Origin of the sequence: Streptomyces sp. A012304, assembly GCF_026008495.1 — a bacterium.
Lineage (GTDB): Bacteria > Actinomycetota > Actinomycetes > Streptomycetales > Streptomycetaceae > Streptomyces.
This window is the reverse complement of sequence record NZ_BQUN01000120.1, coordinates 36,315-62,927: the sequence shown is the minus strand read 5'-3', so window position 1 is coordinate 62,927 and position 26,613 is coordinate 36,315. Positions and strand designations below refer to the sequence as shown.

26 protein-coding genes and 1 riboswitch are annotated in these 26,613 nt (G+C 70.4%); of the genes, 14 read left to right on the top strand and 12 right to left on the bottom strand.

Annotated elements, in window-relative coordinates; translation table 11 throughout:
* Positions 1 to 15: 15 nt before the first annotated feature.
* Positions 16 to 411, bottom strand: coding sequence for a cyclic nucleotide-binding/CBS domain-containing protein (locus ALMP_RS32355; RefSeq protein ID WP_264934961.1), 396 nt, complete (start codon positions 409 to 411; stop codon positions 16 to 18).
* 184 nt (positions 412 to 595) lie between these two features.
* On the bottom strand, positions 596 to 1,396 hold the full coding sequence (hisN, locus tag ALMP_RS32350; protein WP_264934932.1) for a histidinol-phosphatase: 801 nt from the start codon (positions 1,394 to 1,396) through the stop codon (positions 596 to 598).
* Between the two features lie 240 nt (positions 1,397 to 1,636).
* Between hisN and ALMP_RS32345 the strand changes: the two genes are divergently transcribed.
* Positions 1,637 to 2,236: a TetR/AcrR family transcriptional regulator gene (locus ALMP_RS32345; protein WP_264934930.1), complete on the top strand. Its 600-nt coding sequence runs from the start codon at positions 1,637 to 1,639 to the stop codon at positions 2,234 to 2,236.
* Between the two features lie 33 nt (positions 2,237 to 2,269).
* On the opposite strand, the gene ALMP_RS32340 is transcribed toward ALMP_RS32345, so the two are convergent.
* The 4 genes from ALMP_RS32340 to ALMP_RS32325 all read right to left on the bottom strand — a co-directional run bounded on the left by ALMP_RS32340 (position 2,270) and on the right by ALMP_RS32325 (position 5,813).
* Positions 2,270 to 2,593, bottom strand: coding sequence for a multidrug efflux SMR transporter (locus ALMP_RS32340; protein ID WP_264934928.1), 324 nt, complete (start codon positions 2,591 to 2,593; stop codon positions 2,270 to 2,272).
* A 76-nt stretch (positions 2,594 to 2,669) separates the two neighbouring features.
* Positions 2,670 to 3,680 (bottom strand): ribosome small subunit-dependent GTPase A, encoded by a 1,011-nt coding sequence (gene rsgA / locus ALMP_RS32335; protein WP_264934927.1) that lies wholly within the window; start codon positions 3,678 to 3,680, stop codon positions 2,670 to 2,672.
* A 10-nt stretch (positions 3,681 to 3,690) separates the two neighbouring features.
* Positions 3,691 to 5,007, bottom strand: a complete 1,317-nt coding sequence (gene aroA, locus ALMP_RS32330) for a 3-phosphoshikimate 1-carboxyvinyltransferase (RefSeq protein WP_264934926.1) — start codon at positions 5,005 to 5,007, stop codon at positions 3,691 to 3,693.
* An 83-nt stretch (positions 5,008 to 5,090) separates the two neighbouring features.
* The gene (locus tag ALMP_RS32325) at positions 5,091 to 5,813 is read right to left on the bottom strand and encodes a M50 family metallopeptidase (RefSeq protein WP_264934924.1); all 723 of its coding nucleotides are present in this window, start codon (positions 5,811 to 5,813) and stop codon (positions 5,091 to 5,093) included.
* A gap of 50 nt (positions 5,814 to 5,863) precedes the next feature.
* Between ALMP_RS32325 and ALMP_RS32320 the strand changes: the two genes are divergently transcribed.
* From ALMP_RS32320 to ALMP_RS32275, 10 genes are all read left to right on the top strand, one after another.
* The gene (locus ALMP_RS32320) at positions 5,864 to 6,679 is read left to right on the top strand and encodes an SOS response-associated peptidase (protein ID WP_264934923.1); all 816 of its coding nucleotides are present in this window, start codon (positions 5,864 to 5,866) and stop codon (positions 6,677 to 6,679) included.
* 1 nt (position 6,680) lies between these two features.
* Complete coding sequence (locus tag ALMP_RS32315) at positions 6,681 to 7,325, top strand: alpha/beta family hydrolase (protein ID WP_264934922.1); 645 nt, start codon at positions 6,681 to 6,683, stop codon at positions 7,323 to 7,325.
* Between the two features lie 258 nt (positions 7,326 to 7,583).
* Positions 7,584 to 8,279 (top strand): sigma-70 family RNA polymerase sigma factor, encoded by a 696-nt coding sequence (locus tag ALMP_RS32310; protein WP_264934960.1) that lies wholly within the window; start codon positions 7,584 to 7,586, stop codon positions 8,277 to 8,279.
* Positions 8,276 to 8,578 carry a mycothiol system anti-sigma-R factor gene (gene rsrA / locus ALMP_RS32305; protein WP_264934921.1) on the top strand — a complete coding sequence of 101 codons (303 nt, stop codon included), beginning with the start codon at positions 8,276 to 8,278 and terminating at the stop codon, positions 8,576 to 8,578. The genes ALMP_RS32310 and rsrA overlap by 4 nt, the downstream gene beginning before the upstream one ends.
* Before the next feature lie 121 nt (positions 8,579 to 8,699).
* A complete protein-coding gene (locus ALMP_RS32300; protein ID WP_264934919.1) occupies positions 8,700 to 10,007 on the top strand; it encodes an HD-GYP domain-containing protein in 1,308 nt (435 codons plus the stop codon).
* The gene (locus tag ALMP_RS32295; RefSeq protein WP_264934917.1) at positions 10,004 to 11,302 is read left to right on the top strand and encodes an HD-GYP domain-containing protein; all 1,299 of its coding nucleotides are present in this window, start codon (positions 10,004 to 10,006) and stop codon (positions 11,300 to 11,302) included. Before ALMP_RS32300 ends, ALMP_RS32295 begins: the two co-directional genes overlap by 4 nt.
* 105 nt (positions 11,303 to 11,407) lie before the next feature.
* Positions 11,408 to 12,388, top strand: coding sequence for a hypothetical protein (locus ALMP_RS32290; RefSeq protein ID WP_264934915.1), 981 nt, complete (start codon positions 11,408 to 11,410; stop codon positions 12,386 to 12,388).
* Positions 12,389 to 12,448: 60 nt separating this feature from the next.
* Positions 12,449 to 13,099: a peptide deformylase gene (def, locus tag ALMP_RS32285; RefSeq protein WP_264934913.1), complete on the top strand. Its 651-nt coding sequence runs from the start codon at positions 12,449 to 12,451 to the stop codon at positions 13,097 to 13,099.
* A gap of 316 nt (positions 13,100 to 13,415) precedes the next feature.
* Positions 13,416 to 14,468 carry an epi-isozizaene synthase gene (cyc1, locus tag ALMP_RS32280; protein WP_264934912.1) on the top strand — a complete coding sequence of 351 codons (1,053 nt, stop codon included), beginning with the start codon at positions 13,416 to 13,418 and terminating at the stop codon, positions 14,466 to 14,468.
* Positions 14,465 to 15,835 (top strand): cytochrome P450, encoded by a 1,371-nt coding sequence (locus tag ALMP_RS32275; RefSeq protein WP_264934910.1) that lies wholly within the window; start codon positions 14,465 to 14,467, stop codon positions 15,833 to 15,835. The genes cyc1 and ALMP_RS32275 overlap by 4 nt, the downstream gene beginning before the upstream one ends.
* Positions 15,836 to 15,919: 84 nt before the next feature.
* On the opposite strand, the gene ALMP_RS32270 is transcribed toward ALMP_RS32275, so the two are convergent.
* The 6 genes from ALMP_RS32270 to ALMP_RS32245 all read right to left on the bottom strand — a co-directional run bounded on the left by ALMP_RS32270 (position 15,920) and on the right by ALMP_RS32245 (position 22,955).
* The gene (locus tag ALMP_RS32270) at positions 15,920 to 16,933 is read right to left on the bottom strand and encodes a ribonucleotide-diphosphate reductase subunit beta (protein ID WP_264934902.1); all 1,014 of its coding nucleotides are present in this window, start codon (positions 16,931 to 16,933) and stop codon (positions 15,920 to 15,922) included.
* The gene (locus ALMP_RS32265; RefSeq protein ID WP_264934900.1) at positions 16,933 to 19,287 is read right to left on the bottom strand and encodes a ribonucleoside-diphosphate reductase subunit alpha; all 2,355 of its coding nucleotides are present in this window, start codon (positions 19,285 to 19,287) and stop codon (positions 16,933 to 16,935) included. Before ALMP_RS32265 ends, ALMP_RS32270 begins: the two co-directional genes overlap by 1 nt.
* Before the next feature lie 143 nt (positions 19,288 to 19,430).
* Positions 19,431 to 19,508, bottom strand: a riboswitch (cobalamin riboswitch).
* A gap of 77 nt (positions 19,509 to 19,585) precedes the next feature.
* Positions 19,586 to 20,092, bottom strand: coding sequence for a GNAT family N-acetyltransferase (locus ALMP_RS32260; RefSeq protein WP_264934898.1), 507 nt, complete (start codon positions 20,090 to 20,092; stop codon positions 19,586 to 19,588).
* 71 nt (positions 20,093 to 20,163) lie between these two features.
* Complete coding sequence (gene mctP / locus ALMP_RS32255; protein WP_264934896.1) at positions 20,164 to 21,783, bottom strand: monocarboxylate uptake permease MctP; 1,620 nt, start codon at positions 21,781 to 21,783, stop codon at positions 20,164 to 20,166.
* The gene (locus ALMP_RS32250) at positions 21,780 to 22,046 is read right to left on the bottom strand and encodes a DUF3311 domain-containing protein (RefSeq protein WP_264934895.1); all 267 of its coding nucleotides are present in this window, start codon (positions 22,044 to 22,046) and stop codon (positions 21,780 to 21,782) included. The genes mctP and ALMP_RS32250 overlap by 4 nt, the downstream gene beginning before the upstream one ends.
* A 144-nt stretch (positions 22,047 to 22,190) precedes the next feature.
* Positions 22,191 to 22,955, bottom strand: a complete 765-nt coding sequence (locus ALMP_RS32245) for a GntR family transcriptional regulator (protein WP_264934894.1) — start codon at positions 22,953 to 22,955, stop codon at positions 22,191 to 22,193.
* Positions 22,956 to 23,380: 425 nt separating this feature from the next.
* Here ALMP_RS32245 and ALMP_RS32240 point away from each other — a divergent pair, with 425 nt between their 5' ends.
* The 3 genes from ALMP_RS32240 to ALMP_RS32230 all read left to right on the top strand — a co-directional run bounded on the left by ALMP_RS32240 (position 23,381) and on the right by ALMP_RS32230 (position 26,613).
* The gene (locus ALMP_RS32240) at positions 23,381 to 24,664 is read left to right on the top strand and encodes an extracellular solute-binding protein (protein ID WP_264934893.1); all 1,284 of its coding nucleotides are present in this window, start codon (positions 23,381 to 23,383) and stop codon (positions 24,662 to 24,664) included.
* 129 nt (positions 24,665 to 24,793) lie between these two features.
* Entirely contained in the window at positions 24,794 to 25,780 is a 987-nt protein-coding gene (locus ALMP_RS32235; protein ID WP_264934891.1) for a carbohydrate ABC transporter permease, read from the top strand.
* A complete protein-coding gene (locus tag ALMP_RS32230) occupies positions 25,777 to 26,613 on the top strand; it encodes a carbohydrate ABC transporter permease (RefSeq protein ID WP_264934890.1) in 837 nt (278 codons plus the stop codon). Before ALMP_RS32235 ends, ALMP_RS32230 begins: the two co-directional genes overlap by 4 nt.

Here is a 26,613-nt window from a genome sequence, read left to right as displayed (position 1 = left end):
CCCCCGCCCGCGTGTTCACAGGGCCGACGCGGGCTGCCTGGCGGGCACCCAGCAGCGGATGATGTCGCGGACCGAGACGATCCCGGCCGGTTCGCCGCCGTCGAGGACGATGAGGTGGCGGAAGCCGCCGTGGGCCATGGCGCGGGCCGCCTCCTCCAGGGTCCAGGTCGGGGTGGCGAAGACGACGTCGTTGGTGGTGTGGGCGTGGGTGCGCTCGGTGTCCGGGTTCTGGCCGAGGCCGACGGAGTTCAGGACGTCGCGCTCGGTGAGGATGCCGATGCCGCCGGCGTCCGGGTCGAGGACCACGGCCGCGCCGACGCGGCGGGCGGACATCAGGGCGGCGGCCTGGCGGAGGGTGTGGTCGGGGCCGATGACGAGGACCAGGGTGCTCATGGCGTCGCGTACCAGCATGGGTTCGTCGCGTTCCAGCAGGGGTTCTTCCAGCATGGGTTCCGAGTCACCTCCAGGAACCGCTCGGATAGTTCAGCGGTTCACAAGTTCACAAGTGGGGGTGCTCTCAGAGTCGCAGGCAAAGGGAGGGTCAACAAGAGGGCGCGCGTGGCCAATTGAGGGCGTGCGCGCTCGTCTGTGCGGATCAGGACCGCTGGTTGAGATACCCCAGCAGCTCGTCGTGGAGCAGGCCGTTCGAGGCGGCCGCGTTGCCGCTGTGCGGGCCCGGGCGGCCGTCGAGGCCGGTGAAGGTGCCGCCGGCCTCCGTCACGACGATCGCGTTCGCCGCCATGTCCCACAGGGACAGCTCGGGTTCGGCACACAGGTCGACCGAACCCTCCGCGACCATCATGTACGGCCAGAAGTCGCCGTACGCGCGCGTGCGCCACACCTCTCGGGTGAGGTCGAGGAAGCCGTCCAGCCGTCCCTGCTCCTCCCAGCCGGAGAGGGAGGAGTACGCGAAGGAGGCGTCCGCGAGCTTCGACACCCGCGAGACGTGCAGGCGGGTGGCCGAGGAGAGGCTGCGGCCGGTGAAGGCGCCGTGGCCCTTCGCGGCCCACCAGCGGCGGCCGAGGGCGGGCGCCGAGACGACGCCGACGACGGGCTGGTAGCCGCCCTCCGCCGCCTCCATGAGGGAGATCAGGGTGGCCCAGACGGGGACGCCGCGCACGTAGTTCTTGGTGCCGTCGATCGGGTCGATCACCCAGCGGCGGGGGCCGGTGCCCTCCACGCCGTACTCCTCGCCGAGGATCGCGTCGCGCGGGCGGGCGCGCTGGAGCTGGCCGCGGACGAGTTCCTCGGCCGCCCGGTCGGCCTCGCTCACCGGGGTCATGTCCGGTTTCGTCTCGACCTTGAGGTCGAGGGCTTTGAAACGGCCCATGGTGGCGGCGTCGGCGGCGTCCGCGAGGACGTGCGCGAGGCGGAGGTCGTCGAGGTAGTCCGGCATGGAGGGAACGCTATCCGGCCCGGCCGCGGCGGGGCCAGCGGGGGCCGATGGGCGGACAGGGGGTTTGAGCAGGCCAGGCGTCGGTACTGGGGGGCCGTCGCGTGGCCCGAGGCCGGCGGTGCGGCCCGTGCCCCGCGCACGGCCGCCCGTCGCTTCACCGCCCCGGCGGTCGCGCGCACCCTTGACAGTGCCTGCGGGCGCGTCAAGTCTGGGCCCAGAGTCGCTCGCCGTGGGGAGGCGATGATGCCTGCAGCGCGGGAATCCCTACTGGACGCCGCTTTCACGGCGCTCGCGCGTCGGCCGTGGGCCGCCGTGCGGATGGTGGACGTCGCGGCGGCGGCCGGGGTGTCCCGGCAGACCCTGTACAACGAGTTCGGCAGCAAGGAAGGGCTGGCCCGCGCGCTGGTGCGGCGGGAGGCCGACGGCTATCTCGCCGGGATCGAGCGGGCGTTGGCCGTGCACGGCGACCACCGGGAACGGCTCACCGCCGCCGCCGAGTGGACCACCTCGGCCGCCCGCGACAACGTGCTCGTACGAGCCATCCTCACCGGCTTCTGGAGCGAGCGACTGCCCTCGCCGACCCTCTCGGCGGTGCCGTCCTCCTCCGTGGTCCCGGCGCAGCGGCGGGCGGACGGCCCGCTGCCCTCGCCCGGCGAACTCGTGGCGACCGTCCGCGACCGAGCCGTGGCCGCGCTCGGCGGACCCGGCGCCGCCCGGGCGGACACCGCCGACCTGGTGCGCTCCTGCGAACTCGTCGTCCGGCTCGCCCTGTCCTGTGTGGCCGCTCCGCCGGAGCAGGGCGGCGTCGCCGACCTCATCCAGGGCGCGCTGCGTTCTTAGCCGCGTGACGCGCCGCGTCGCTCGGCGGCGTCCTCAGTGCGCCGACCCCGACAGTTGCAGTCCGATCACACCGATGATCACCAGGCTGATCGAGACGATCTTCAGGGTCGACACCAGGTCACCGAGGAAGATCATGCCGTAGATCGCGGTGCCCGCCGCGCCGATGCCGGTCCAGACGGCGTACGCCGGGCCGACGTCGAGTTTCTTCAGCGAGAGGGTCAGCAGGCCGAAGCTGCCGAGGGCGAACACGCAGAAGGCGATGGTCGGCCACAGCCGGGTGAAACCGTGCGACAGCTTCAGGCAGACGGCGAAGCCGGTCTCGAGCAGGCCCGCGACGATGACCAGCAGCCACGCCATGTGCTGTCCTCCCGTGTATGCGGCTCGGTGCGATTATGCACTTACCGGACTCAGCCACTCACAAACAACGCGGAGGTCAGTCGCCCTCCGTGCGTTCGCGCGTGGACAGCAGCCGCCGCAGGGAGTACAGCCGCGCCGGATCCGCGTGGCCCTCGGCGACCCACGCGTCCAGCGCGCAGTCCTGCTCGTCGTGGCTGCACGCGCGCGGGCAGGCCGCCGTACCCGGCTCCAGGTCCGGGAAGGCGTGGATCACGCGGGACGGGTCGATGTGCGCGAGGCCGAAGGAGCGTACGCCCGGGGTGTCGATCACCCAGTCGTCGGTTCCCGCCAGGGGGAGGGCCAAAGCCGAGGTCGTGGTGTGGCGGCCGCGGCCGGTCACCGCGTTGACATGGCCGGTCAGGCGCCGCCGGTCCTCCGGGACCAGCGCGTTGACCAGAGTCGTCTTACCGACGCCCGAGTGACCCACGAACGCCGTGATCCGCCCCGCCAGATACTCGCGCACCCGGTCCGCCGCGCCGCCGTCCTCCAGTTCCTCACGACTGGTGACGACGTACGGGATGTCCAGGTCGCCGTACAGCTCCAGCATCTTGTCCGCCGAGGCCAGGTCCGACTTGGTCAGCACCAGCAGCGGCTCCAGGCCGCCGTCGAAGGCCGCGACCAGGCAGCGGTCGATCAGGCGGGGGCGGGGCTCGGGGTCGGCCAGGGCGGTGACGATCGCCAGCTGGTCGGCGTTGGCGACGACGACACGCTCGTAGGGGTCGTCGTCGTCCGCGGTGCGGCGCAGCACCGAGGTGCGTTCCTCGATGCGCACGATCCGCGCGAGCGTGTCCTTCTTCCCGGACATGTCGCCCACCAGCGCGACCCGGTCGCCCACGACCGCCGCCTTGCGGCCGAGTTCCCTGGCCTTCATCGCCATCACGATCCGGTCCTCGACGAGGCACGTCAGACGGCCCCGGTCGACGGTGAGGACCATGCCTTCGGCGGCGTCCTCGTGCTTGGGCCGGATGTTCGTCCGCGGCCGGTTGCCCTTGCGGTTCGGACGGCTGCGGATGTCGTCCTCGTCGGTGTGCTTGCCGTAGCGGCGCATGGCGAAGTCCCTAAACCCCGAGCATCCCGGTCCACAGCTCGGGGAAGTCCGGCAGTGTCTTCGCGGTGGTCGCCACGTTCTCGATCAGCACGCCCTCGACGGCGAGGCCGATGACCGCTCCGGCCGTGGCCATGCGGTGGTCGTCGTAGGTGTGGAAGGTGCCGCCGTGCAGCGGGCGCGGGCGGATGTGCAGGCCGTCGGCGGTCTCGGTGACGTCACCGCCGAGCTCGTTGATCTCCTTGGTCAGCGCGGCCAGCCGGTCCGTCTCGTGCAGCCGCAGATGGGCCACGCCCCGCAGGGTGGACGGGGAGTCCGCGAGGGCGGCGACCGCCGCGACGCCCGGGGCCAGCTCGCCGACGTCGCCCAGGTCGACATCGATGCCGTGGATCGAGCCGGTGCCGGTGAAGACCAGGCCGTACTCGGTCAGGTCGCAGGAACCGCCCATCTCGGTGAAGATCTCCCGCAGCCGGTCACCCGGCTGGGTGGTGCGGGCCGGCCAGTCGGGGACCAGCACCCGGCCGCCGGTCACCAGCGCGGCCGCCAGGAACGGCTGGGCGTTGGACAGGTCCGGCTCGATGGTCAGGTCCCGGCCGAGCAGGGCGCCCGGCGTGACCCGCCAGACGTTCGGCTCGCCGCCCGACTCCGGGGTGTCCACCTGGGCGCCGACCCCGCGCAGCATGTCGACGGTCATCCGGATGTGCGGCATGGAGGGCAGCGTGGAGCCGGTGTGGCGGACCTCGACGCCCTGGTTGAAGCGCGGGCCGGAGAGCAGCAGCGCCGACACGAACTGCGAGGACGAGGACGCGTCGATCTCCACCGGGCCGCCGTCCAGCGCGCCCGAGCCGTGCACCGTCAGCGGCAGCGAGCCCCGGCCGTCGTCGTCGATCCGGGCGCCGAGCACGCGCAGCGCGTCGATGACGCCGTTCAGGGGGCGTTCGTACGAACGGGGGTCGCCGTCGAAGCGGACGGGGCCGTCGCAGAGCGCGGCGACCGGCGGCAGGAACCGCATCACGGTGCCGGCGTTGCCGACGTCGACGGTGGCCGGGCCGCGCAGCCCCGCCGGGAGGACCCGCCAGGCCTCACCCGTGCCGTCGGGACCCACGCCCTCCTCGATGCCCACGCCCATCGCGCGCAGGGCACCGGCCATCAGCAGCGTGTCGCGGGAGCGCAGGGGGCGGCGCAGCCATCCCGGTTCGGAGGCGAGCGCGGCGAGGACCAGGGCGCGGTTGGTGACCGACTTGGACCCCGGCACGTGGACCGTCGCGTCGACGGCCTCGCTCGCGTGCGGGGCGGGCCAGAGGCCGGTGTGGGCGGGGTGTGGGGCCATGGCCCCACTGTATAAGGAGGCCACGGTTCGAGTGCGGCGACGTCGTGGCTGGTCGCGCCCCCGAGCGGGGCCGGACGGGGGCCTCACACCTCCAGCAGCCAGCGCCCCCCGCCCAGCAGCGAACACACTGACACCGCGTGGAACAGGAACAGCCACAACGCGGCCGGTACGTGCGTCAGGCGTGACAACTGGTCCGCGTCCGAGTCGCCCGCGCCACCGCGCGAGCGCTTCGCCTGGAGCTCGAAGGCGGGCCGTACCCCGCCCAGCAGCAGGAACCACACCACCGTGTACGCGAACGCCGCCTGCACCTGGGGCCCGGTCAGCCACGACACCACCAGGAACGTGCCGCCGGTGAGGACCACCGTCAGCGCGCCGTAGGCGTTGCGGATCATCACCAGCATCGCCACCAGCAGGGCCGTCGCCAGCCACAGCAGCAGCGTGATGCGTCCGGCGCTCAGCAGGGAGGCACCGCCCAGGCCCAGCAGCGGGGGAGCGGTGTAGCCGGCCGCCGCCGTCAGGATCATGCCGAGGCCGTGCGGCTTGCCGCGGCTGACGGTCAGGCCGCTGGTGTCCGAGTGCAGCCGTATGCCGGTCAGGGTGCGGCCCGTCAGCAGGGCGACCAGGCCGTGACCGCCCTCGTGGGCGATGGTGATCGCGTTGCGGGAGACCCGCCACAGGGTGTGGGGGAGGACCATGGCGAGCGCCGCCACCATGGTGGCGAACACCACCCACAGATCCGGGTCGGTCTGGGTGCCGACGAGACGGTCCCAGAGGTCGGGCAGCGCGGTGGCGGCGGTGCTGTCCATATGTCTAGGTGGCTCCCTCTCGTCGTACGGAGTCTGGCAGTGTGGCACGCATGTGCGGACGGTATGCAGCGAGTCGCAGCCCCGAGGATCTCGCAGGAATCTTCGAGATCGAGAAGTGGGAGCCGGAGGAGACCCTGGCGCCCGACTACAACGTCGCCCCGACCAAGGAGGTCTACGCGGTCCTGGACCGTCCTCTGAAGGACGTGGAGGACCCGCGTCCGGTTCGCCAGCTGCGCAAGCTCAGCTGGGGCCTGGTCCCGTCCTGGGCGAAGACCCCCGAGGGCGGCGCCCGGATGATCAACGCGCGCTCGGAGACCGTCCACGAGAAGCCGTCCTACCGCCGCGCCTTCGCCGCCCGGCGCTGCATCCTGCCCGCCGACGGCTACTACGAGTGGGTCACCGGACAGCAGGAACGGGAGCTGGAGGTCGAGGGCCGCAAGAAACGGCCGCGCAAGCAGCCGTACTTCGTCCTGCCCGCCGACGGCTCGGTCTTCGCGATGGCCGGGCTGTACGAGTTCTGGCGGGACCGCACGCTGCCCGACGACCATCCGCGCGCCTGGTGGGTGACCTGCTCGGTGCTCACCACCGAGGCGGAGACGACCCCGCTGGCCGGGTCGCCCGCCGAGGGCCCGCGCACCCTGGCCGACATCCACCCCCGGATGCCGCTGATGCTCACCCCCGACCGCTGGGACGCCTGGCTGGACCCCTCCCGCACCGACGCCGAGGACCTGCGCTCCCTGCTGGAGCCCCCGCCGGCCGGCCTGATGCGCGCCTACCCGGTGTCCACGGCCGTCAGCAACGTCCGCAACAACGGCCCCGAGCTGCTGAAGGAGCTGGAGGGGCCCGAGGAGGGCACACTGTTCTGATGTGACCACCGAGATCATCACCACGGACGTGGGGGACGCCCGCGTCACCTGGCACAAGGCGAGGAAGCCCCGGCTGGTGCTGGCGGTGAGCCACGGCGCCGGCGGCGGCATCGAGGCGCGCGACCTCCAGGCCCTCGCCGCCGTGCTCCCCGGGCACGGGGTGAGCGTCGCGCTCGTCGAGCAGCCCTGGCGGGTGGCCGGCAAGAAGGTGGCGCCCGCGCCGAAGACCCTGGACGCCGGCTGGCGCGGGATCTGGCCGGCGGTCACGAAGCCCGGCCTGCCGGTGATCTCCGGCGGCCGGTCGGCGGGGGCCCGGGTGGCCTGCCGCACCGCCGGAGAGCTCGGTGCCCACGCCGTCCTCGCCCTCGGCTTCCCGCTGCACCCGCCGGGCAGGCCGGAGAAGTCCCGCGCCGGCGAACTGCTCGGCGCCGGGGTGCCCACCCTCGTCGTCCAGGGCGGCAACGACTCCTTCGGCCGGCCCGGCGAGTTCCCCGAGGGCGACCACGAACTGGTCGAGGTGCCGTACGCCGACCACGGCCTCGCCGTGCCCAAACGGGCCGGAATCAGCCAGGAAGAGGCCCTGGAGATCGTCACGTCGGCGGTCGTCCGGTGGGTCGGGTCACTCGGGCGAGCCGTCCTCGGGTAAAGAACGGGGAATGTTGCGGGGCGGACCGCTGTTGAGCCCGACAGAAGTGCTGAACACGCAGCACCGACGTCATGGGGAGAGGAAGTCCGCCGCATGGGTTCGACTATGTGCCCGAGCCGCAGCAGCCGTGCCGATCTGGACTGGACGGTGCTGCACGCGGCCAAGACCGCTCCTATTCGAGCGGCGGCAGGCGCGGGTAGTCGTCTATCCTCCGATTCGAGCGGGACCGGCATGGGTTCTGCCCGCGATCTTGAGGAGGTGGGTCCGGTCACCGGTACCGACGCAGGGACCGACAACGGCCAGGCGGAGCTGCCCGAGGGCCAGGGCGTGAGCGTGGACACGGGTTCGGAGACCCCCGCCGAGCGCACCGCGCGCTTCGAGCGGGACGCGCTCGAGTTCCTCGACCAGATGTACTCCGCCGCGCTGCGCATGACGCGCAACCCGGCGGACGCGGAGGACCTGGTGCAGGAGACCTACGCCAAGGCGTACGCGTCCTTCCACCAGTTCCGCGAGGGCACCAACCTCAAGGCCTGGCTGTACCGGATCCTCACCAACACCTTCATCAACTCCTACCGCAAGAAGCAGCGCGAACCCCAGCGCAGCGCGGCCGAGGAGATCGAGGACTGGCAGTTGGCCCGCGCCGAGTCGCACATGTCGACCGGTCTGCGCTCCGCCGAGTCGCAGGCGCTGGACCATCTGCCCGACTCGGACGTGAAGGAAGCGCTCCAGGCGATCCCCGAGGAGTTCCGCATCGCCGTGTATCTCGCGGACGTCGAGGGCTTTGCCTACAAGGAGATCGCGGACATCATGGGGACACCCATCGGTACGGTGATGTCCCGGCTCCACCGGGGCCGCCGGCAACTGCGCGGCATGCTCGAGGACTACGCGCGTGAGCGCGGACTGGTCCCGGCCGGCGCCGGAGAGTCGGACGAAGCGAAAGGCTCGGGCTCATGAGCTGCGGAGAGCCGCACGAGACGGACTGCAGTGAGGTCCTGGACCATCTCTACGAGTTCCTGGACCGAGAGATGCCGGACGCCGACTGCACGAAGTTCGAGCACCACTTCGAGGAGTGCTCGCCCTGCCTGGAGAAGTACGGCCTGGAGCAGGCCGTGAAGAAGCTGGTCAAGCGGTGCTGCGGACAGGACGACGTGCCCACCGACCTGCGCGCCAAGGTCATGGGCCGGATCGACCTGATCCGCTCCGGCCAGGCCGTGCCCGAGCACGACGTGACAGCGACCCCTCAGGAGTCCTGACCGCCCGGGAGTCGGACACCGTCACCCGAATGTGCTAATCCGCGACTGATACGCCCGTGTCGCCGCCCCCCGCCACCCTAGGCTCCGGAGCCTGGAGAAAGTGTGGCCGGGGGAGGGCGACATGGAGGGGATTCCGTCGCGGGCACGCGCGTACGTCGTCTGCGTCGCCCTCGGGGCGCTGATCTGTCTGGCGCCGCTGCCGACGATATCCACGCCCTGGTGGGCCGTCGTGCTGCTCGCCGCGCTGTACGCGGGCGGTGAGCAGATCGCCCGGCGCTGGTTCGCCGGCACCTTCTACCCCGTGCTGCTCGCCGGGACCTTCCTGCTGCCGCCGCCCGCCGCCGCGCTCGTCCCGCTGCCCGGCGCACTGCTCCTGCTCGTCGAACAACGGCCCTTCCTGCTGCGGCGGATCTGGCGGGCCGCCCATCTGGTGATCGGCGTGTGGGCCGCGGCCGCGATGCACTGCGCGCTGGACACCCGGGACGCCGTCATGGCGTCCGACGTGCCGCGCGCCCTGCTGTCGGCGGGCGCCGCCGTGCTGGTGTTCTGCCTCGTCCTCGCCACGCTCGACGGCGGGATCCTCGCGCTGGCCGAGGGGCTGCCGCTGCGGCGGGCCTGGCACGGACTGTTCCTGCGGCTGCTCGCACCGGTGGCGGTGCACGGACTCGCCGGACTGATGATGGCCGTCCTGTGGCGCAGCCCCTACGGGCCGGTCGCCGCGCTGCTGGTGCTGTTCCCGATGGGCGTCTCCTGGTGGGTGTTCGCGCAGTACCACCGCGAGCGGGCCGCCCACCAGGCCACCATCCGCGCGCTGGTGCAGGCCGTCGACATCAAGGACGGCTACACCCGCGGCCACAGCGAGCGGGTCGGCCAGGCGTCGATGCTGATCGCGCGCGAACTCGGCATGGACGAGGGCCGCGTCGAGGTGCTCCGCTTCGCCGGGATCCTGCACGACGTGGGCAAGCTCGGCGTCCCCACCCGGCTGCTGCGCAAGGACGGGCCGCTGACCCCCGAGGAACGGCGCGTGATCGAACTGCACCCCGAGTACGGCCATGAGATCACCCGGGGCATCTCCTTCCTCGGTGAGGCCCGCTCGGCGATCCTCCACCACCACGAGCGGGTCGACGGCAGCGGCTACCCCTACGGGCTGGTCGGCAGCCAGATCCCGGAGTGCGCGCGGGTGGTGGCGGTCGCGGACGCCTTCGACGCGATGACCTCGACGCGCTGCTACAGCAGGGCCCGGCCGGTGCCGGTGGCGCTGGAGGAGCTCCAGCGGTGCGCGGGCAGCCAGTTCGACCCCCGGATGGTCGACGCGCTGGCCCGGGTCGTCGAACGCGACGGCTGGCATCCGGTCGTGACCGCCGACGAGACCCGGCCGTCGGTGCCGCCCCAGGCTCCCGTCCCCGACCGGCCCGGAGCCCGCCGATGACCTTCCGATGCCCGCTCGTCGCCCTGCACACCACGGCCGCGGTCCTCGCCACCGTCTCCCTCCTGGTCACCTTCCGCACGGGCGTCGAGGAGCGGCCGGTCGCGCTCGCCTTCGGGGTCCTCGTGGTCGTCGGCGAACTGGCCCTGCCGCACTCCCGCCCCCGCTCCGGCGGTGGAACCTCCAGGAGTGGGCCCGCCCTGCGGGAGCACGCGCCGCTCGGGGCCGCCGCGTCGCTGGCGTACGCGCTGCTCGGCGAGCACGCCGGGCAGCCCACGCACCACGGCGTCGCCCAGGTGGTGTCCGTGGTCGTCGCCGCCTCCCTGCTGGGCAGCGTGCCGCACCTGGCGCGCGGGCGGGGACCCGTCCTGGACCACCTGGTCCGCCGGGTGCTGGCCGTCGGCTTCGCCGCCGTGTGCTTCCAGCCCCTTTACAACCGCGGGGTGTTCGACGGCTGGAGCGGCCCGGCGTACGCGCTGCTGCTGCTCGCGCTGCTGGTCCTCACCGCGCTGTGCGACGCCGTGGTCGCCGCCGCGCTCGCGCACTGCCGCACCGGCTGGCCGTTCGGCCCGCTGCTGCGCGAGGAGCTGCGCTCGGTGCCGGGGATCGGGTCGGCGGTGTGCGCGACGGGCGCGGTGATGGCGCTCGCGGTGGCCGTCGTCGGGCTGTGGGCGCTGCCTGTGTTCTCGGTGCCGCTGCTGCTCACACAGATGTCCCTGCGCCGGTACGCCGCCGTGCGCGCCACCTACCGGCAGACCATGGCCTCCCTGGCCCGGGCCACCGAGATCGCCGGGTACACCCCGGCCGGGCACGCCCGCCGGGTCGCCGCCCTCAGCCTGGCCGTGGGCCGTGACCTGGGGCTCACGGAGCCCGAGCTGACCGTGCTGGAGTACGCGGCGCTGATGCACGACATCGGGCAGCTCAGCCTCGTCGACCCGGTGCCGGCCGGGGCCACGGCCGGGCTGCCGCTGGAGGAACAGCGCAGGATCGCGCTGCTCGGCGGGGCCGTCGTGCGCCAGACCGGGGCGGGCGCGCAGGTCGCGACGGTCGTGGAGCGGCAGGCCGACCCCTACCCGGAGCAGCCGCGGGCCGCGCGGATCGTGCGGGTGGTCAACGCCTACGAGGAGAAGGCCCGTGACGCCGGCCCCGGCGGGGCACTGGCCGCCCTGGAGGAGCTGCGGCTGGGCACGGGCGGGCAGTACGCCCCCGAGGTGGTGGAGGCGCTGGCCGGGGTACTGTCCAGGGACGGTCTGACCCTGCCCTCCGGGGGCGGTCTGACCTTGCCTTTGGGCGGGTAACCCATGGGTAATGAGCGCCCTTCCAGCCATACGTGGTTGGATGCGAGGGAGAGAGTGTCCGGGGGCACTGGCCAGCCCACGTCACGGAACTGGCAGGCGGGAATCGTGAGGATCTTCGGCAAGGGACGGCACCGGCCCTCCGCCTCCTGGCGGCAGGCCACCGATCGGGCGTTCACGCTGATCGGCGACGGCCGGTACGAGGACGCGGGCGCGCTGTTGACACGTGCCGCCGACCTGGAGCCCTGGCTGTCGGAGTCCTGGTTCAACCTCGCGCTGCTGCACAAGTTCCGCCACGACTGGGAGCAGGCCCGTACCGCCGGTCTGCGCGCGGTGGCCCTGCTCGACCGGGAGACCGGCGCGCCCGACTGGTGGAACGTCGGTATCGCCGCCACCGCCCTCCAGGACTGGCCGCTGGCCCGCCGCGCCTGGCAGGCCTACGGGCTGCACGTGCCGGGCGGGGCGACCGCCTCCGGCGAGCCCGTCGGCATGGACCTGGGCAGCGCGGTCGTACGGCTGTCGCCCGAGGGGGAGGCCGAGGTGGTGTGGGGGCGGCGGCTGGACCCCGCCCGGATGGAGGTGCTGTCGATCCCGCTGCCGTCGTCCGGTCGGCGCTGGGGCGAGGTCGTCCTGCACGACGGCGTGCCGCACGGCGAGCGGACCACCTCGGCGGGGCACGCCTACCCCGTCTTCGACGAGATCGAGTTGTGGGCGCCCTCTCCGGTGCCGACCTGGGTGGTTCTGCTGGAGGCCGCCACCGAGGCCGACCGGGACGCGCTGGAGCAGCTCGCCGCCGACGCCGGGTTCGCGGCCGAGGACTGGTCGTCGTCGGTGCGGCTGCTGTGCCGGATGTGCTCGGAGTCGCGGATGCCGTCCGACGAGGGCGACGGCGACCATCTCGATCCCCACGACCACAGCGAGCCGGGTCACCCGGGGCCGCTGGGGCACCGGACCGACGGGCAGCTGTGGGTGCCGGAGCGGGAGTGCGGGGTGGCGGCGCCGGCTTCCCTGGTGAGGGGGTTGCTGGACGGGTGGGTCGCGGACTCCCCCGACTCCAGGGATTGGCGGGATCTGGAAGAGGTCTGCTGACCGATCCCCGTACCCTGTATCAGCACCACCTCCAGTTTTCCAGGAAGGCATACGTCGGTCATGGCGCAGCAGGACACCGATCAGCAGCACGCGGGCGTGCTCCCCGTGGACGACGAGGGCTTCGTCATCGACACCGGGGACACGGAGGAGCGGGAGCGGGCGTACCGCGAGCGCGGCACCTCGCGGCCGATCACCGTGGTCGGGAACCCGGTGCTGCACAAGGAGTGCAAGGACGTCACCGAGTTCGACGACGAGCTGCTGAAGCTGGTGGACGACATGTTCGCCAGCCAGCGCACCGCCGAGGGCGTGGGCCTGGCCGCCAACCAGATCGGCGTCGACCTGAAGGTCTTCGTCTACGACTGCCCCGACGACGAGGGCGTGCGGCACGTCGGCGTGGTCTGCAACCCCAAGCTCGTCGAACTGCCCGCCGACAAGCGCCGGCTGGACGACAGCAACGAGGGCTGTCTGTCGGTGCCCACGGCCTACGCGCCGCTCGCCCGGCCCGACTACGCCGAGGTGACCGGCCAGGACGAGAAGGGCAACCCGATCAAGGTGCGCGGCACCGGCTACTTCGCTCGGTGTTTGCAGCACGAGACCGACCACCTGTACGGGTACCTCTACATCGACCGTCTCTCCAAGCGCGAACGCAAGGACGCGCTGCGGCAGATGGCCGAGAACGAGCCGCGTTACCCCGTGGTCGCCAACGACTGAACCGCTGCTCACTCTTCGACGCCTGGCCGGGATCCGTCCCGGCCAGGCGTCGTTCGTGTGTCCGACGCACGTTCGATCGCTAATGCGCACCCGCTGATCCATAACCAGTCACACAAGGGAGAGTCTCGGCATGTTGGGCTAGTGAATGAAGCAAATCCGTTCCCAGAGCGGTCAGTTGTAGTGCTGAATGGGCAGTGCGGAGATACGCAACGGCGCACGCCCGGCACGGCGGAAGGGGTGTGCGTCAACTGGCGGCTGAGAGGGGTTGTTCGTGCCAGCCTTCCCATACAGCACCACATACCGCACCACAGCGACGGTGACCGCGATCGCGGTGCCTCCCTCGCTCTCACTTCCGGTCATCGAGGCGGCCTTTCCGCGGCAACTGCATCCGTATTGGCCGCAGTTGCAGGAGAAGACGCGCTCCTGGCTGCTGGAAAAGCAGCTCATGCCGGCGGACAAGGTCGCAGAATATGCCGACGGTCTGTGCTACACCGACCTGATGGCGGGTTACTACCTCGGCGCGCCCGACGAGGTGCTCCAGGCCATCGCCGACTACAGTGCCTGGTTCTTCGTCTGGGACGACCGCCACGATCGTGACGTCGTCCACGGACGGGCCCCGGCCTGGCGGCAGTTGAGGTTCCGCTTGCATGCGGCGCTGGACTCGCCGGCGGAACATCTGCATCACGCGGACCCACTGGTCGCCGGACTCGCCGACAGCGTGGGCCGGCTGTACTCCTTCCTGCCCGACACCTGGAACGCGCGGTTCGCCCGCCACTTCCACGCGGTGATCGAGGCGTACGACCGGGAATTCCACAATCGCACCGAAGGGCGTGTCCCGACCGTCGAGGAGTATCTCGCGCTGCGCCGGCTCACCTTCGCGCACTGGATCTGGACGGATCTGCTGGAACCCAGTGCCGGCCGGGAACTCCCGGATGCCGTGCGGAAACACCCGTCCTTTCGACGGGCGGCCTTGCTGAGCCAGGAATTCGCGGCCTGGTACAACGATCTGTGCTCGCTCCCGAAGGAGATCGCGGGAGACGAGGTGCACAATCTCGGAATCAGTCTCATCACCCATGAGGGACTGACCCTGGAAGAAGCGGTCGACGAAGTCAGGCGGCGCGTCGAGAACTGCATATCCGAATTCCTTGTCGTGCAAAAGGACGTGCTGCGGCTGGCCGACGGGCTGGCGGACGGCACGGTCCACGGGAAAGAACTCGGCGCCGCCGTACGGGCCTGTCTCGGAAACATGCGGAACTGGTTCAGTTCCGTGTACTGGTTCCACCACGAGTCCGGCCGTTACATGGTCGACAGCTGGGACGACCGGTCCACGCCCCCGTACGTCAACAACGAAGCGGCAGGTGAGAAATGACCGTCGAATCGGTGAAGCCCGATACGCCCGGCGCAGCGGAGCTGCGCGAGCCGCCCCTGGCCGGTGGTGGTGTTCCGCTCCTCGGCCACGGCTGGCGGCTGGCCCGCGATCCGCTGGCCTTCATGAGCCGGCTGCGCGACCACGGTGGCGTGGTCCGCATCAAGCTCGGCCCGAAGACGGTGTACGCCGTCACCCGCCCGGACCTCACCGGGGCGGTGGCCCTCAGCCCCGACTACATCATCGCCGGACCGCTGTGGGAGTCCCTGGAAGGTCTGCTCGGAAAGGAGGGTGTGGCCACCGCCAACGGCCCGGTCCACCGCCGCCAGCGGCGCACCATCCAGCCCGCGTTCCGGCTCGACGCCATCCCCGCCTACGGTCCGATCATGGAGGAGGAGACACACGCGCTCACCGAGCGCTGGAAGGGCGGCCGGATCGTCGACTGCACCTCGGAGTCGTTCCGCGTCGCGGTGCGGGTCGCCGCCCGCTGTCTGCTGCGCGGGCAGTTCATGGACGAGCGGGCCGAGCGGCTGTGCGTCGCGCTCGCCAGCGTGTTCCAAGGTATGTACCACCGCATGGTGGTGCCGCTCGGACCGTTGTACAAACTGCCGCTTCCGGCCAACCGCGAATTCAACCGGGCGCTGGCCGATTTGCATCTCCTGGTCGACGAGATCGTCGCCGAACGCCGGGCATCCGGTCAAAAGCCGGACGATTTGCTGACGGCATTGCTGGAAGCGAAGGACGACAATGGCGACCCCATCGGGGAACAGGAGATCCACGATCAGGTCGTCGCGATACTCACCCCCGGCAGCGAAACCATCGCATCCACGATCATGTCGCTCCTGCTGGTCCTCTCGGACCACCCGGAACACGCGGACAAAGTGCGCGACGAGGTCGAGGCCGTAACCGGAGGCCGTCCGGTGGGATTCGACGACGTGCGCAAGCTCACGCACACCAACAACGTCGTCGTGGAAGCCATGCGTTTGCTGCCCGCCGTATGGATTTTGACCCGACGGGCCGTCACCGACACCGAACTCGACGGGTATCGCATTCCGGCCGGGTCCGACATCATCTACAGCCCGTACGCGATCCAGCGCGATCCGCGTTCCTACGAGCGGCACCTGGAGTTCGATCCCGACCGCTGGCTTCCGGAGCGGGAGAAGTCCATCCCGAAGTACGCCATGCGCCCGTTCAGCGTGGGGAACCGCAAGTGCCCCAGCGACCACTTCTCGATGGCCCTGCTCACCCTGGTCACGGCGGTGCTCGCGACGACGTTCCGGTTCGAGCAGGTCGCCGGGTCCGTCGACACGACCCGGGTGGGCATCACGCTGCGTCCGCAGCGGCTGCGGCTGAGGGCCGTGCCGCGGTGAGTGCGCGGTGACATGCCTTGTGCCGGCGTGCGTTCGGGTGGCCTCCCGGCCCCGGAACGCACGCCGGCGCGACCGGACGTGGACTCAGAAGTCCTCGTCCAGGTCGACCGTGCCCTCCACGGCCACCTGGTACGCCGACGGACGGCGCTCGAAGAAGTTGGTCAGTTCCTGCACGCCCTGGAGCTCCATGAAGGAGAAGGGGTTCTCCGACCCGTACACGGGGGCGAAGCCGAGCCGGGTCAGCCGCTGGTCGGCGACGCATTCCAGGTACTGCCGCATCGAGTCGGTGTTCATGCCCGGCAGGCCGTCACCGCACAGGTCGCGGGCGAACTGCAACTCGGCCTCGACGGCCTCCCGCAGCATGTCGGTGACCTGCTGCTGGAGCGCGTCGTCGAAGAGGTCCGGCTCCTCCTTGCGGACGGTGTCGACCACGTCGAACGCGAAGGACATGTGCATGGTCTCGTCGCGGAACACCCAGTTGGTGCCGGTGGCGAGGCCGTGCAGCAGACCCCGGCTGCGGAACCAGTAGACGTACGCGAAGGCGCCGTAGAAGAACAGGCCCTCGATGCACGCGGCGAAGCAGATGAGGTTGAGCAGGAAACGGCGGCGGTCCGCCTTGGACTCCAGGCGGTCCAGCCGCTCCACCGAGTCCATCCATGTGAAGCAGAACTCGGCCTTCTCCCGGATGGACGGGATGTTCTCCACGGCCGCGAAGGCCGCGGCGCGGTCCTCCGGGTCGGGGAGGTAGGTGTCCAGCAGCGTCAGATAGAACTGGACGTGGACGGCCTCCTCGAAGAGCTGCCGGCTCAGGTAGAGCCGCGCCTCGGGGGAGTTGATGTGCTTGTACAGCGTCAGCACCAGGTTGTTCGCCACGATCGAGTCGCCCGTCGCGAAGAACGCGACCAGCCGGCCGATGAGGTGCTGCTCGGCGGGGGTGAGCTTCGCGAGGTCGGCGACGTCGGAGTGCAGGTCGACCTCCTCCACCGTCCAGGTGTTCTTGATGGCGTCCCGGTAGCGCTCGTAGAAGTCCGGGTAGCGCATGGGGCGCAGCGTCAGCTCGAAGCCGGGGTCGAGCAGGTTCTGGGAGCGGTCGGACATCACTGGCAGGCCTCGCAGGACTCGGGGTTCTCAAGGGAGCAGGCGACGGCATCCGGGTCGGCGGCCTGCTGGGCGGGGACGGCGGCTCGGGCCTGGGCGGCGCGGGCGATCCGGGTCGCGGGGCGCGAGCGCAGGTAGTACGTCGTCTTCAGGCCCGACTTCCAGGCGTACGCGTACATCGAGGAGAGCTTTCCGATGGTCGGCGTCTCCAGGAAGAGGTTCAGCGACTGGGACTGGTCCAGGAACGGGGTACGGGCCGCGGCCATGTCGATCAGCGCGCGCTGCGGGATCTCCCAGGCGGTGCGGTACAGCTCGCGCACGTCCTCGGGGATCCAGGCGAAGTCCTGCACCGAGCCGTTCGCGTCGCGCAGCGCCTCGCGGGTGCGGGCGTCCCACACACCGAGCCTCTTCAGGTCGGCGACCAGGTAGGAGTTCACCTGGAGGAACTCGCCGGACAGCGTCTCGCGCTTGAACAGGTTCGACACCTGCGGCTCGATGCACTCGTACACGCCCGCGATGGAGGCGATGGTGGCGGTCGGGGCGATGGCGAGGAGCAGGGTGTTGCGCAGGCCGCCGATCGCCATCTCGTCGCGGAGCGCCTCCCAGCGCTCCGGCCAGGTCAGCTCCACGTCGTAGTGGTCCGGATGCAGCCACCCCATGGCGGTGCGGGTCTTCTCGAAGGCCGGCGCCGGACCGTGGCGCAGGGCGAGGTCGACGGACGTCTCGTACGCGGCGAGCATGATGCGTTCGGCGATCCGGGTCGACAGCGCGCGGGCCTCGGCGGAGTCGAAGGGCAGACGCAGCTTGAAGAAGACGTCCTGGAGACCCATGGCGCCCAGGCCCACCGGACGCCACTTGGCGTTCGACCGGCGCGCCTGCTCGGTCGGGTAGAAGTTGATGTCGACGACACGGTCGAGGAAGGTGACGGCCGTGCGGACGGTGGCGTCCAGCCGCTCCCAGTCGATGTCGCCGTCCTCCACGAACGCCCCGAGGTTGATGGACCCCAGGTTGCAGACCGCCGTCTCGGCGTCGTTCGTGACCTCCAGGATCTCCGTGCAGAGGTTGGAGGAGTGGATGACATGGCCCGGGAGCGCCGTCTGGTTGGCGGTCCGGTTGGCGGCGTCCTTGAAGGTCATCCAGCCGTTGCCGGTCTGCGCGAGGGTGCGCATCATACGGCCGTACAGCTCGCGCGCGGGCAGGGTCTTCTTCGCCAGGCCCGCCGCCTCGGCCTTGCGGTACGCCTCGTCGAACTCCTCGCCCCACAGGTCGACCAGCTCCGGGACGTCCGCCGGGGAGAACAGCGACCACTGCGCGTCGGCGTTGACGCGGCGCATGAACTCGTCCGGCACCCAGTGCGCGAGGTTCAGGTTGTGCGTACGGCGGGCGTCCTCACCGGTGTTGTCCCGCAGCTCCAGGAACTCCTCGATGTCGGAGTGCCAGGTCTCCAGGTAGACCGCGGCCGCGCCCTTGCGCCGGCCGCCCTGGTTCACGGCGGCGACGGAGGCGTCGAGGGTCTTCAGGAACGGGACGATGCCGTTGGAGTGGCCGTTGGTGCCGCGGATCAGCGAACCCCGGGACCGGATGCGGGAGTAGGACAGACCGATGCCGCCGGCGTGCTTGGAGAGGCGGGCGACCTGGTGGTAGCGGTCGTAGATGGAGTCCAGCTCGTCCTTGGGGGAGTCGAGGAGGTAGCAGGACGACATCTGGGGGTGCCGGGTGCCGGAGTTGAAGAGCGTGGGGGAGGAGGGGAGGTAGTCGAGGCGGCTCATGAGCCCGTAGAGCGCGGCGACTTCGTCGAGGGACTTCGCGGTGTCGTCCTTGGCGAGACCGGCGGCCACCCGCAGCATGAAGTGCTGGGGCGTCTCGATCACCTTGCGGGTGATCGGGTGCCGCAGGAGGTACCGGCTGTACAGGGTGCGCAGGCCGAAGTAGCCGAAGCGGTCGTCGGCGTCCGTGTCGATCAAGGCGTCGAGGCGGGCGGCGTGGACGCCCACGAACGTGGCGGTCCGGTCGGCGACGAGCCCCTCCCGGTGCCCGACCGCGACCGACTCGGTGAAGGACGTGACGCCCTGTGAGGCGGCCTCGGCGGCGATGCCGATGGTCAGCAGCCGGGCGGCCAGTCTGGAGTAGGCGGGGTCCTCGGAGATCAGACCGGCGGCCGCCTCGGTGGCCAGCTCGCGCAGCTCCGTCTCGTCCGCCCGCGCCGACCGGCCGCGCAGCGCGGCGGCGGCGACCCGGCCGGGGTCGGCGTCGGGGAGGTCGGCGGTCAGCTCGGTCAGGGTCCGCAGCAACGCGGCTCCCGGACCGTCGGTCTCCGGAGCCGCTGAAGCCGGATCGGCTGGCGCGATGGTCACGTGGGGGCTCTCCCTCGCTCGGCGGGGGCCTGGCGGAGGGCAGCGGACAGCACACGAGCGCACGGCGCATCGCGTCCACCGGCCCATTCCACGAGGCCCGGACGTCAGGCACCCGGACCGGACGGCCGGGTGCGCTGTCGGCAGGTCCTCGGACTGAACAGGCGTGCGGAAACACGCGGGTACACCGTTGCGGGACAGTTCCGGATTCGCACCGGATTCCCCTGCGGCGACAGCGAGCATGAGCATACATCTTGTGTCGGGGCGCGGCGCCACCCCCAGATGTTGTGTCGCGCTGGTATCAGAGCGTCAGTTCGTAGGTGAGGAGAGTGATGTCGTCCAGCTCCGGCAGGGGATTCCAGTCCCGCTCCGGTGTGCGGACGAAACCGAGGCGCTCGTAGATGCGGTGGGCCGCGTGCATGGTGCGCTGGGTCGACAGGACGACGCCCGTGCAGCCGGGGGTGGCCCGGGCGCGGTCGACGCAGGCGCGGACCAGCGCCTCCCCGGCGCCCCGGCCCCGCGCCTCGCGGGCGACGGCGAGCATCCTCATCTCGGCCTCGCCCGGGCGCGCGATGTCGGCCATCGGGCCGCCGGCCGGGACCCAGGTGACGCCGCCGAGCAGGGTGTCGCCCTCCACGGCGACCAGGACCTCGGCGGCGGCCGCGCGCTTCGCCACGTCCTTCAGTTCGAGCAGATACGCGTCGCTCTCGCCGAAGTCGAGGAGGTTGTCGTCCAGGTACGCCCGGGCCGTCAGGTCGCCCAGCGCGGTGTACTCGGCGGGCTGCGCGGGGCGGATCAGTATGTCCATGGTGTGAGTGTGTACGACAGCGGGCCGCCGTCGTTCCTGCTTTTCGGCGGCCCGCTGTGGTGGCTGGTCGGTCAGTGGCTGGTGCCCGCCGTCGCCGGCGGCAGCTCCACCTGGACGCCCGGGTCGCCCGCGTCCGCCGTGTAGTCCTCCGGCTTGGTCTCGTCGACGCCGTCGGGGGCCTTGACGGCCCTGAGGACGAAGGTGAGGACCACCGTCACGACGACGTTGAGCACGAACGCCGTCAGGCCGATGTAGCCGATCTCGCCGATGCCGGGGATCTCCTTCGACGAGCCGCCGAAGTGCTTCTGGGACGGGTTGGTCGGCGAGGGGATGCCGTACGCGACGGCCGTGCCGTAGATCATGCCGACCGCCCAGCCGGCCAGCAGCGCCCAGCGGTGGAACCAGCGGGTGAACAGGCCGCCGACCAGGGCCGGGAAGGTCTGCAGGATCCAGATGCCGCCGAGCAGCTGGAAGTTGATGGCGACCGTCTTGTCCATGGTCAGGACGAAGACCAGCGCGCCGACCTTCACCAGCAGCGAGACCAGTTTGGAGACCTTGGTCTCCTGTTCGGGCGTGGCGTCCGGCTTGATGAAGTCCTTGTAGATGTTGCGGGTGAAGAGGTTCGCCGCCGCGATGGACATGATGGCCGCCGGGACGAGCGCGCCGATGCCGATCGCCGCGAAGGCGACGCCCGCGAACCAGGCCGGGAACATGTTCTCGAACAGCTGCGGGATGGCCAGCTGGCCGTTGGTGACCTTGACGCCCGCCGCGATCGCCATGAAGCCGAGCAGCGCGAGCAGGCCCAGCATCAGGGAGTACAGCGGCAGGATCGTGGTGTTGCGGCGGATCACCTCACGGCTCTTCGAGGAGAGCGTCGCCGTGATCGAGTGCGGGTACATGAAGAGCGCGAGCGCCGAGCCGAGCGCCAGCGTCGCGTACGTCCACTGGCCCGCCTCGGGCGTGATCAGCCCGCCCGCGCCGGACGACGTGTACTTCTCGCCGGCCTTGGCGAAGACCTCGTCGAAGCCGCCCAGCTTGATCGGGATGTAGATGATCGCGACGGCGATGACGATGTAGATCAGCGTGTCCTTCACGAACGCGATCAGCGCCGGCGCCCGCAGACCCGAGGAGTACGTGTACGCGGCCAGCACACCGAAGGCGATCAGCAGCGGCAGGTCCTTGATGAACCAGTTGGTGTCCTCGCCGCCGCCGACGCCCATCACGTCCAGCACCGCCTGGATGCCGACGAGCTGGAGCGCGATGTACGGCATGGTCGCGAGGATGCCGGTGACCGCCACGGCCAGCGAAAGGCCCTTGGAGCCGAAGCGGCCGCGCACGAAGTCCGAGGTCGTCACGTACCCGTGCTTGTGCGAGACCGACCACAGACGCGGCAGGAAGGTGAAGATCAGCGGGTAGACGAGGATCGTGTACGGCACCGCGAAGAAGCCGGCCGCGCCCGCCGCGTAGATCGCCGCCGGAACGGCGACGAAGGTGTACGCCGTGTAGAGGTCACCGCCGAGCAGGAACCAGGTGATCCAGGTGCCGAACGACCGGCCCCCCAGCCCCCATTCGTCGAGGCTGTGCTCGTTCTCGGCCTTGCGCCAGCGCGCGGCGAGGAAGCCCATGACCGTGACGGCCAGGAAGAAGAAGATGAAGACGGCGAGCGCGACGCCGTTCACGCCGTCCTTCATTCCGCCGCACCCCCCTTGCGCGCGGCCCGGGAGCGCTGGTCACGCTGCCACAGCTTGTAGGCGACCATCGTGAGCGCGGTGGAGATCAGCACCCACGCCATCTGGTACCAGTAGAAGAAGGGGATCCCGATGAACGTCGGGTCCACCTTCGCGTACGAACCGACCCACAACATCGCCACGAAGGGCGCGAACAGACAGAGCCCGATGACGACGCGCATGGGCGTCACCACCGGCCCTTCGGACACTTCAGGCGCTTTTGGCATCGGGCGGCTCCGTCTCCTCGCTGATCACGTGGTGCAAGCACGCGAAATGTAGGTGACGGATAAGCGCGGCGGAAGACCTTGTCCGCATATCGATCCGCAAATTCCTCCTGGCGGAGCGGAACGGCGGCCGGTGCCCGAATCGGCCTACCCCTGCGGGCGCTTGAGCCGGGCGACGAACTTGTACCGGTCGCCCCGGTACACCGACCGCACCCACTCCACCGGCTTGCCCTCCTTGTCGAGGGAGTGCCGGGACAGCATCAGCATGGGCAGGCCGACGTCGGTGCCGAGCAGGCCGGCCTCGCGCGGAGTGGCCAGGGAGGTCTCGATGGTCTCCTCGGCCTCGGCGAGGTGGACGTCGTAGACCTCGGCGAGCGCGGTGTAGAGGGAGGTGTACTTCACGAGCGATCTGCGCAGGGCCGGGAAGCGCTTGGCGCTGAGGTGGGTCGTCTCGATGGCCATCGGTTCGCCGTTGGCCATGCGCAGCCGCTCGATGCGCAGCACGCGCCCGCCGGTGGCGATGTCGAGCAGCCCGGCCAGGCGGTCGTCGGCGGTGATGTAGCCGATGTCCAGCAGCTGCGAGGTGGGTTCGAGACCCTGGGCGCGCATGTCCTCGGTGTAGGAGGTGAGTTGGAGCGCCTGGGAGACCTTCGGCTTGGCGACGAAGGTGCCCTTGCCCTGAATGCGCTCCAGCCGGCCCTCGACGACCAGCTCCTGGAGGGCCTGGCGCACGGTGGTGCGCGAGGTGTCGAACTCGGCCGCCAGCGTCCGCTCCGGCGGCACCGGGGTGCCGGGCGCCTGCGTCTCGGTCATGTCGAGCAGGTGCTTCTTCAGGCGGTAGTACTTGGGCACGCGCGCGGTACGGACGGTCGCCCCACCCTCGTTCTCCGCACTGCTGACGTCGGTGCTCATGGCCTGCCTTCCCGGCTCCGGATGCCGAAGCGGCCGACATGTCCATCGGCCGTGGGGTCACATGGTGGCACGGGTTCTCGGGCGGGGTGTCCCGACCGGGTGACCTCGCGCGCTCCGTGATCCCCTCTGTATACCTTCGCGCTCTCTGTTGGTCTAGTCCAGCACGCCGCCTGAGGGTGGTGGTACACCCTCGCCGCGGGGCCCGTCCGACCGCCCGAAAATTGAAAAGTCCCTGCATATCGCGGTCGCGTAACGGACTCCGCGAGCCCGGTTGCACACCCTTGACAGCCCTATTGGTCTGAGCCAAGCTCTCCGCACTGGTCTACACCATTGGTCCAGGTCCCGGCCCCACGGACGGTACGCGTCGACGCTCGAACGCGGCGGGGAGGCAGGGGGGTTTGTGTGGCATCCCTGAGGAGGGTGGCGTGAAGCGCAAGCTGACAGCCGCGATCGGTATCGCGGGCATGATGGTCTCCATCGCGGCGTGCGGGGGCGACAAGGACAACGGGGGCTCGGACAACGGCGCCGACGCCAAGGAGCTGACGGTCTGGCTCACCGTCGACGCCCAGAACAACTGGCCCGACCTGGTCAAGGCCGCCGACGCGGCGGTGCAGAAGAAGCACCCGGGCGTCAAGATCACCCACGAGTACTACGGCTGGCCGGACAAGAACGCCAAGCTCGACGCGGTCCTCGCCACCGACAAGGCCCCGGACGTGGTCGAGATGGGCAACACCGAGATGCTCGGCTACATGGTCAAGGGCGCCTTCGCCCCCCTCGACGCCGCGAAGTTCGACAACTCCTCGGCCTGGCTGGACGGCCTCAAGGCCTCCGTGACCTACGAGGACAAGACCTACGGCGTCCCGTACTACGCCGGCGGCCGGGTCGCCAACTGGCGCAAGGACCTCTTCGCCTCGGTCGGCGTGAAGTCCGCCCCCAAGACCTACGCGGAACTGACCGCCGCCCTGGACAAGCTCCAGAAGAAGGAGGGCGACACGTTCTCCGCCTGGTACCAGCCCACCCGCGACTGGTACGCGGCCATGTCCTTCGTCTACGACGCCGGCGGCTCCATAGCCGTCGAGTCGGGCGGCGAGTGGAAGGCCAACCTCTCCTCCGCCGAGTCCCTCAAGGGCCTCAAGGAGTTCAAGAAGGTCGTCGACAACTACATGCACGGCGACAGGACCAAGGACGAGTCCGACCGGTACATCGTCTACGGTCAGGGCAAGTCCGGCATGATCTTCGCCCCGGCCTGGGAGGGCGGTTCCGCCGCCGCCCCGGAGAACGACAAGACCGGCAAGCTCAAGGGCAACGTCGAGAACTTCGTGATGCCCGGCCCGTCCGGCAAGAACCTCCCCGTCTTCCTGGGCGGCTCCGACCTCGCCGTCCCGGTGAAGTCGGACGCGCAGGACCTCGCCGCCGAGTGGATCAACGCGTTCACCGGTCCCGCCGGCCAGAAGGGCCTGATGGCCAAGGGCAACCTGCCCAACAACAAGACCGACCTCGCGACCCTGAAGAACGACCCCGCGACCGTCGTCCCGGCCACCGCCGCCGAGTCCAACTGGTTCGTCCCGATGGCCCCCGGCTGGGGCCAGGTCGAGAAGGCCCAGGTGCTGCAGACCATGCTGCAGAACATCGGCACCGGCAAGAAGACGGTCGAGGAGGCCGCGAAGGAGGCGGACGCCGCGATCGACAAGGTCATCAACACCAAGTGACCCGGGACGGGGCTCCGCCGCGGCGGGGCCCCGCCGTCCGTACGACCCACCGGCCCACGGGTCCTGGCCTTCGTACGACGTCCGGGTCATCGCCTTCGTACGACCTGAGGGACCGCTGAGGAGCGCGCGATGAGTGCCGCAGACACCACCACCCCCGCCAAGGTGCCGCCGCCGCGGCCGGCGCCCCCACCGCCCGCACCTGAGCAGCCGCGAGGACGGCGCACCTCCGCGCCCGCCGCCACGCCCTGGCTGCTGCTCGCCCCCTGCCTGCTGGTCCTGCTGCTGGTGATGGGCTATCCGCTGGTGCGTCTGGTCACCCTGGCCTTCCAGAAGTTCGGGCAGTCCCAGCTGTGGGGCTTCCAGCCGGCCGAGTCGGCGGGGCTCGACAACTTCACCGAGGTGCTGGGCGACGGCGAGTTCTGGGCGGTCGTCGTGCGCACGATCGTCTTCGCGGCCGGCTGCGTGATCTTCACGATGGTCCTCGGCATGCTGATCGCGCTGCTGCTCCAGCGGGTCTCCGGCTGGGTGAGGACCCTGGTGAACATCGCGCTGGTGGCCGGCTGGGGCATGCCCGTCATCGTCGCCACCACCGTCTTCAAATGGCTCTTCGACGCCGACTACGGAATCCTCAACGCCGTCCTGAGCAGGCTGCCCGGCGTGGAGCTGATCGGCCACAACTGGTTCGCGAGCGGACCGCAGGGCCTGGCCGTGATCATGCTGCTGGTGGTCTGGGGAGCGGTCCCGTTCGTCGTGATCACCCTCAGCGCCGGCCTCACCCAGGTCCCCAAGGAGCTGGAGGAGGCGGCACGGCTGGACGGAGCCGGCGCCTGGGGCGTCTTCCGCTACGTCACCCTGCCCATCCTCAAGCCGATCATCGTGATGCTCACGACCCTGTCGGTCATCTGGGACATGGGCGTCTTCCCGCAGGTCTTCGTCATGCGCAACGGCCACCCCGAGGCCGAGTTCCAGCTCCTGACGACCTACTCCTACGACCGCGCCTTCGTCGTCAACGACTACGGACAGGGCTCGGCGATCGCCCTGATCACCGTGCTGCTGCTGCTCGGCGTGGTCGCCGTGTACATGCGCCAGATGCTGAAGATCGGAGAGGTCGAATGAGCGCGCTCGCCCCCCGCCGGCGTTCCCGCGCGGGCTGGAACCTCCTCGGCCTGCTGGTCTTCCTCACCGCCGGCTTCCCCGTCTACTGGATGCTCAACACGGCGTTCAAACCGGCGAAGGACGCCATCGACCCGGACCCGAGCCTGCTGCCCACCGGCCTGACCCTCGACAACTTCAGCCGGGCGCTGCACATCGCGGACTTCTGGGGCCCGGTCGGCCGCAGCCTGGTCGTCTCGCTCGCCGTCGTCCTGATCGGCATCGTCGTCGGCATGCTGGCCGCCCTCGCCATCTCCCGGTTCGCCTTCCGCGGCCGCAAGATCGTGATCGTCGGCATCCTCGCGGTGCAGATGGTCCCGCTGGTCGCGATGATCATCCCGGTCTTCCTGCTCCTGAACGACCTCGGCCAGTACGACCGGCTGACCGGCCTGATCATCACCTACCTGACCTTCATCCTCCCCTTCACGGTGTGGACGCTGCGCGGCTTCATCGTCAACATCCCGAAGGAACTGGAGGAGGCCGCGATGGTCGACGGCTGCTCCCGCACCGGCGCCTTCGTCCGGGTCGTCTTCCCGCTGCTCGCCCCCGGCATGGTCGCCACCTCGGTCTACGGCTTCATCCAGGCCTGGAACGAGTACCTCTACGCCCTGATGCTGCTCAGCCAGAAGAACCAGACCGCGACCGTCTGGCTCAGCAACTTCTCCACCAAGCACGGCACCGAGTACGCGCCCATGATGGCCGGCGCCACCATGATGGCCGTACCGATCGTCGTCCTCTTCCTCCTGGTCCAGCGCAAGATGGCCGCGGGTCTGACCGCGGGCGCAGTGAAGGGATAA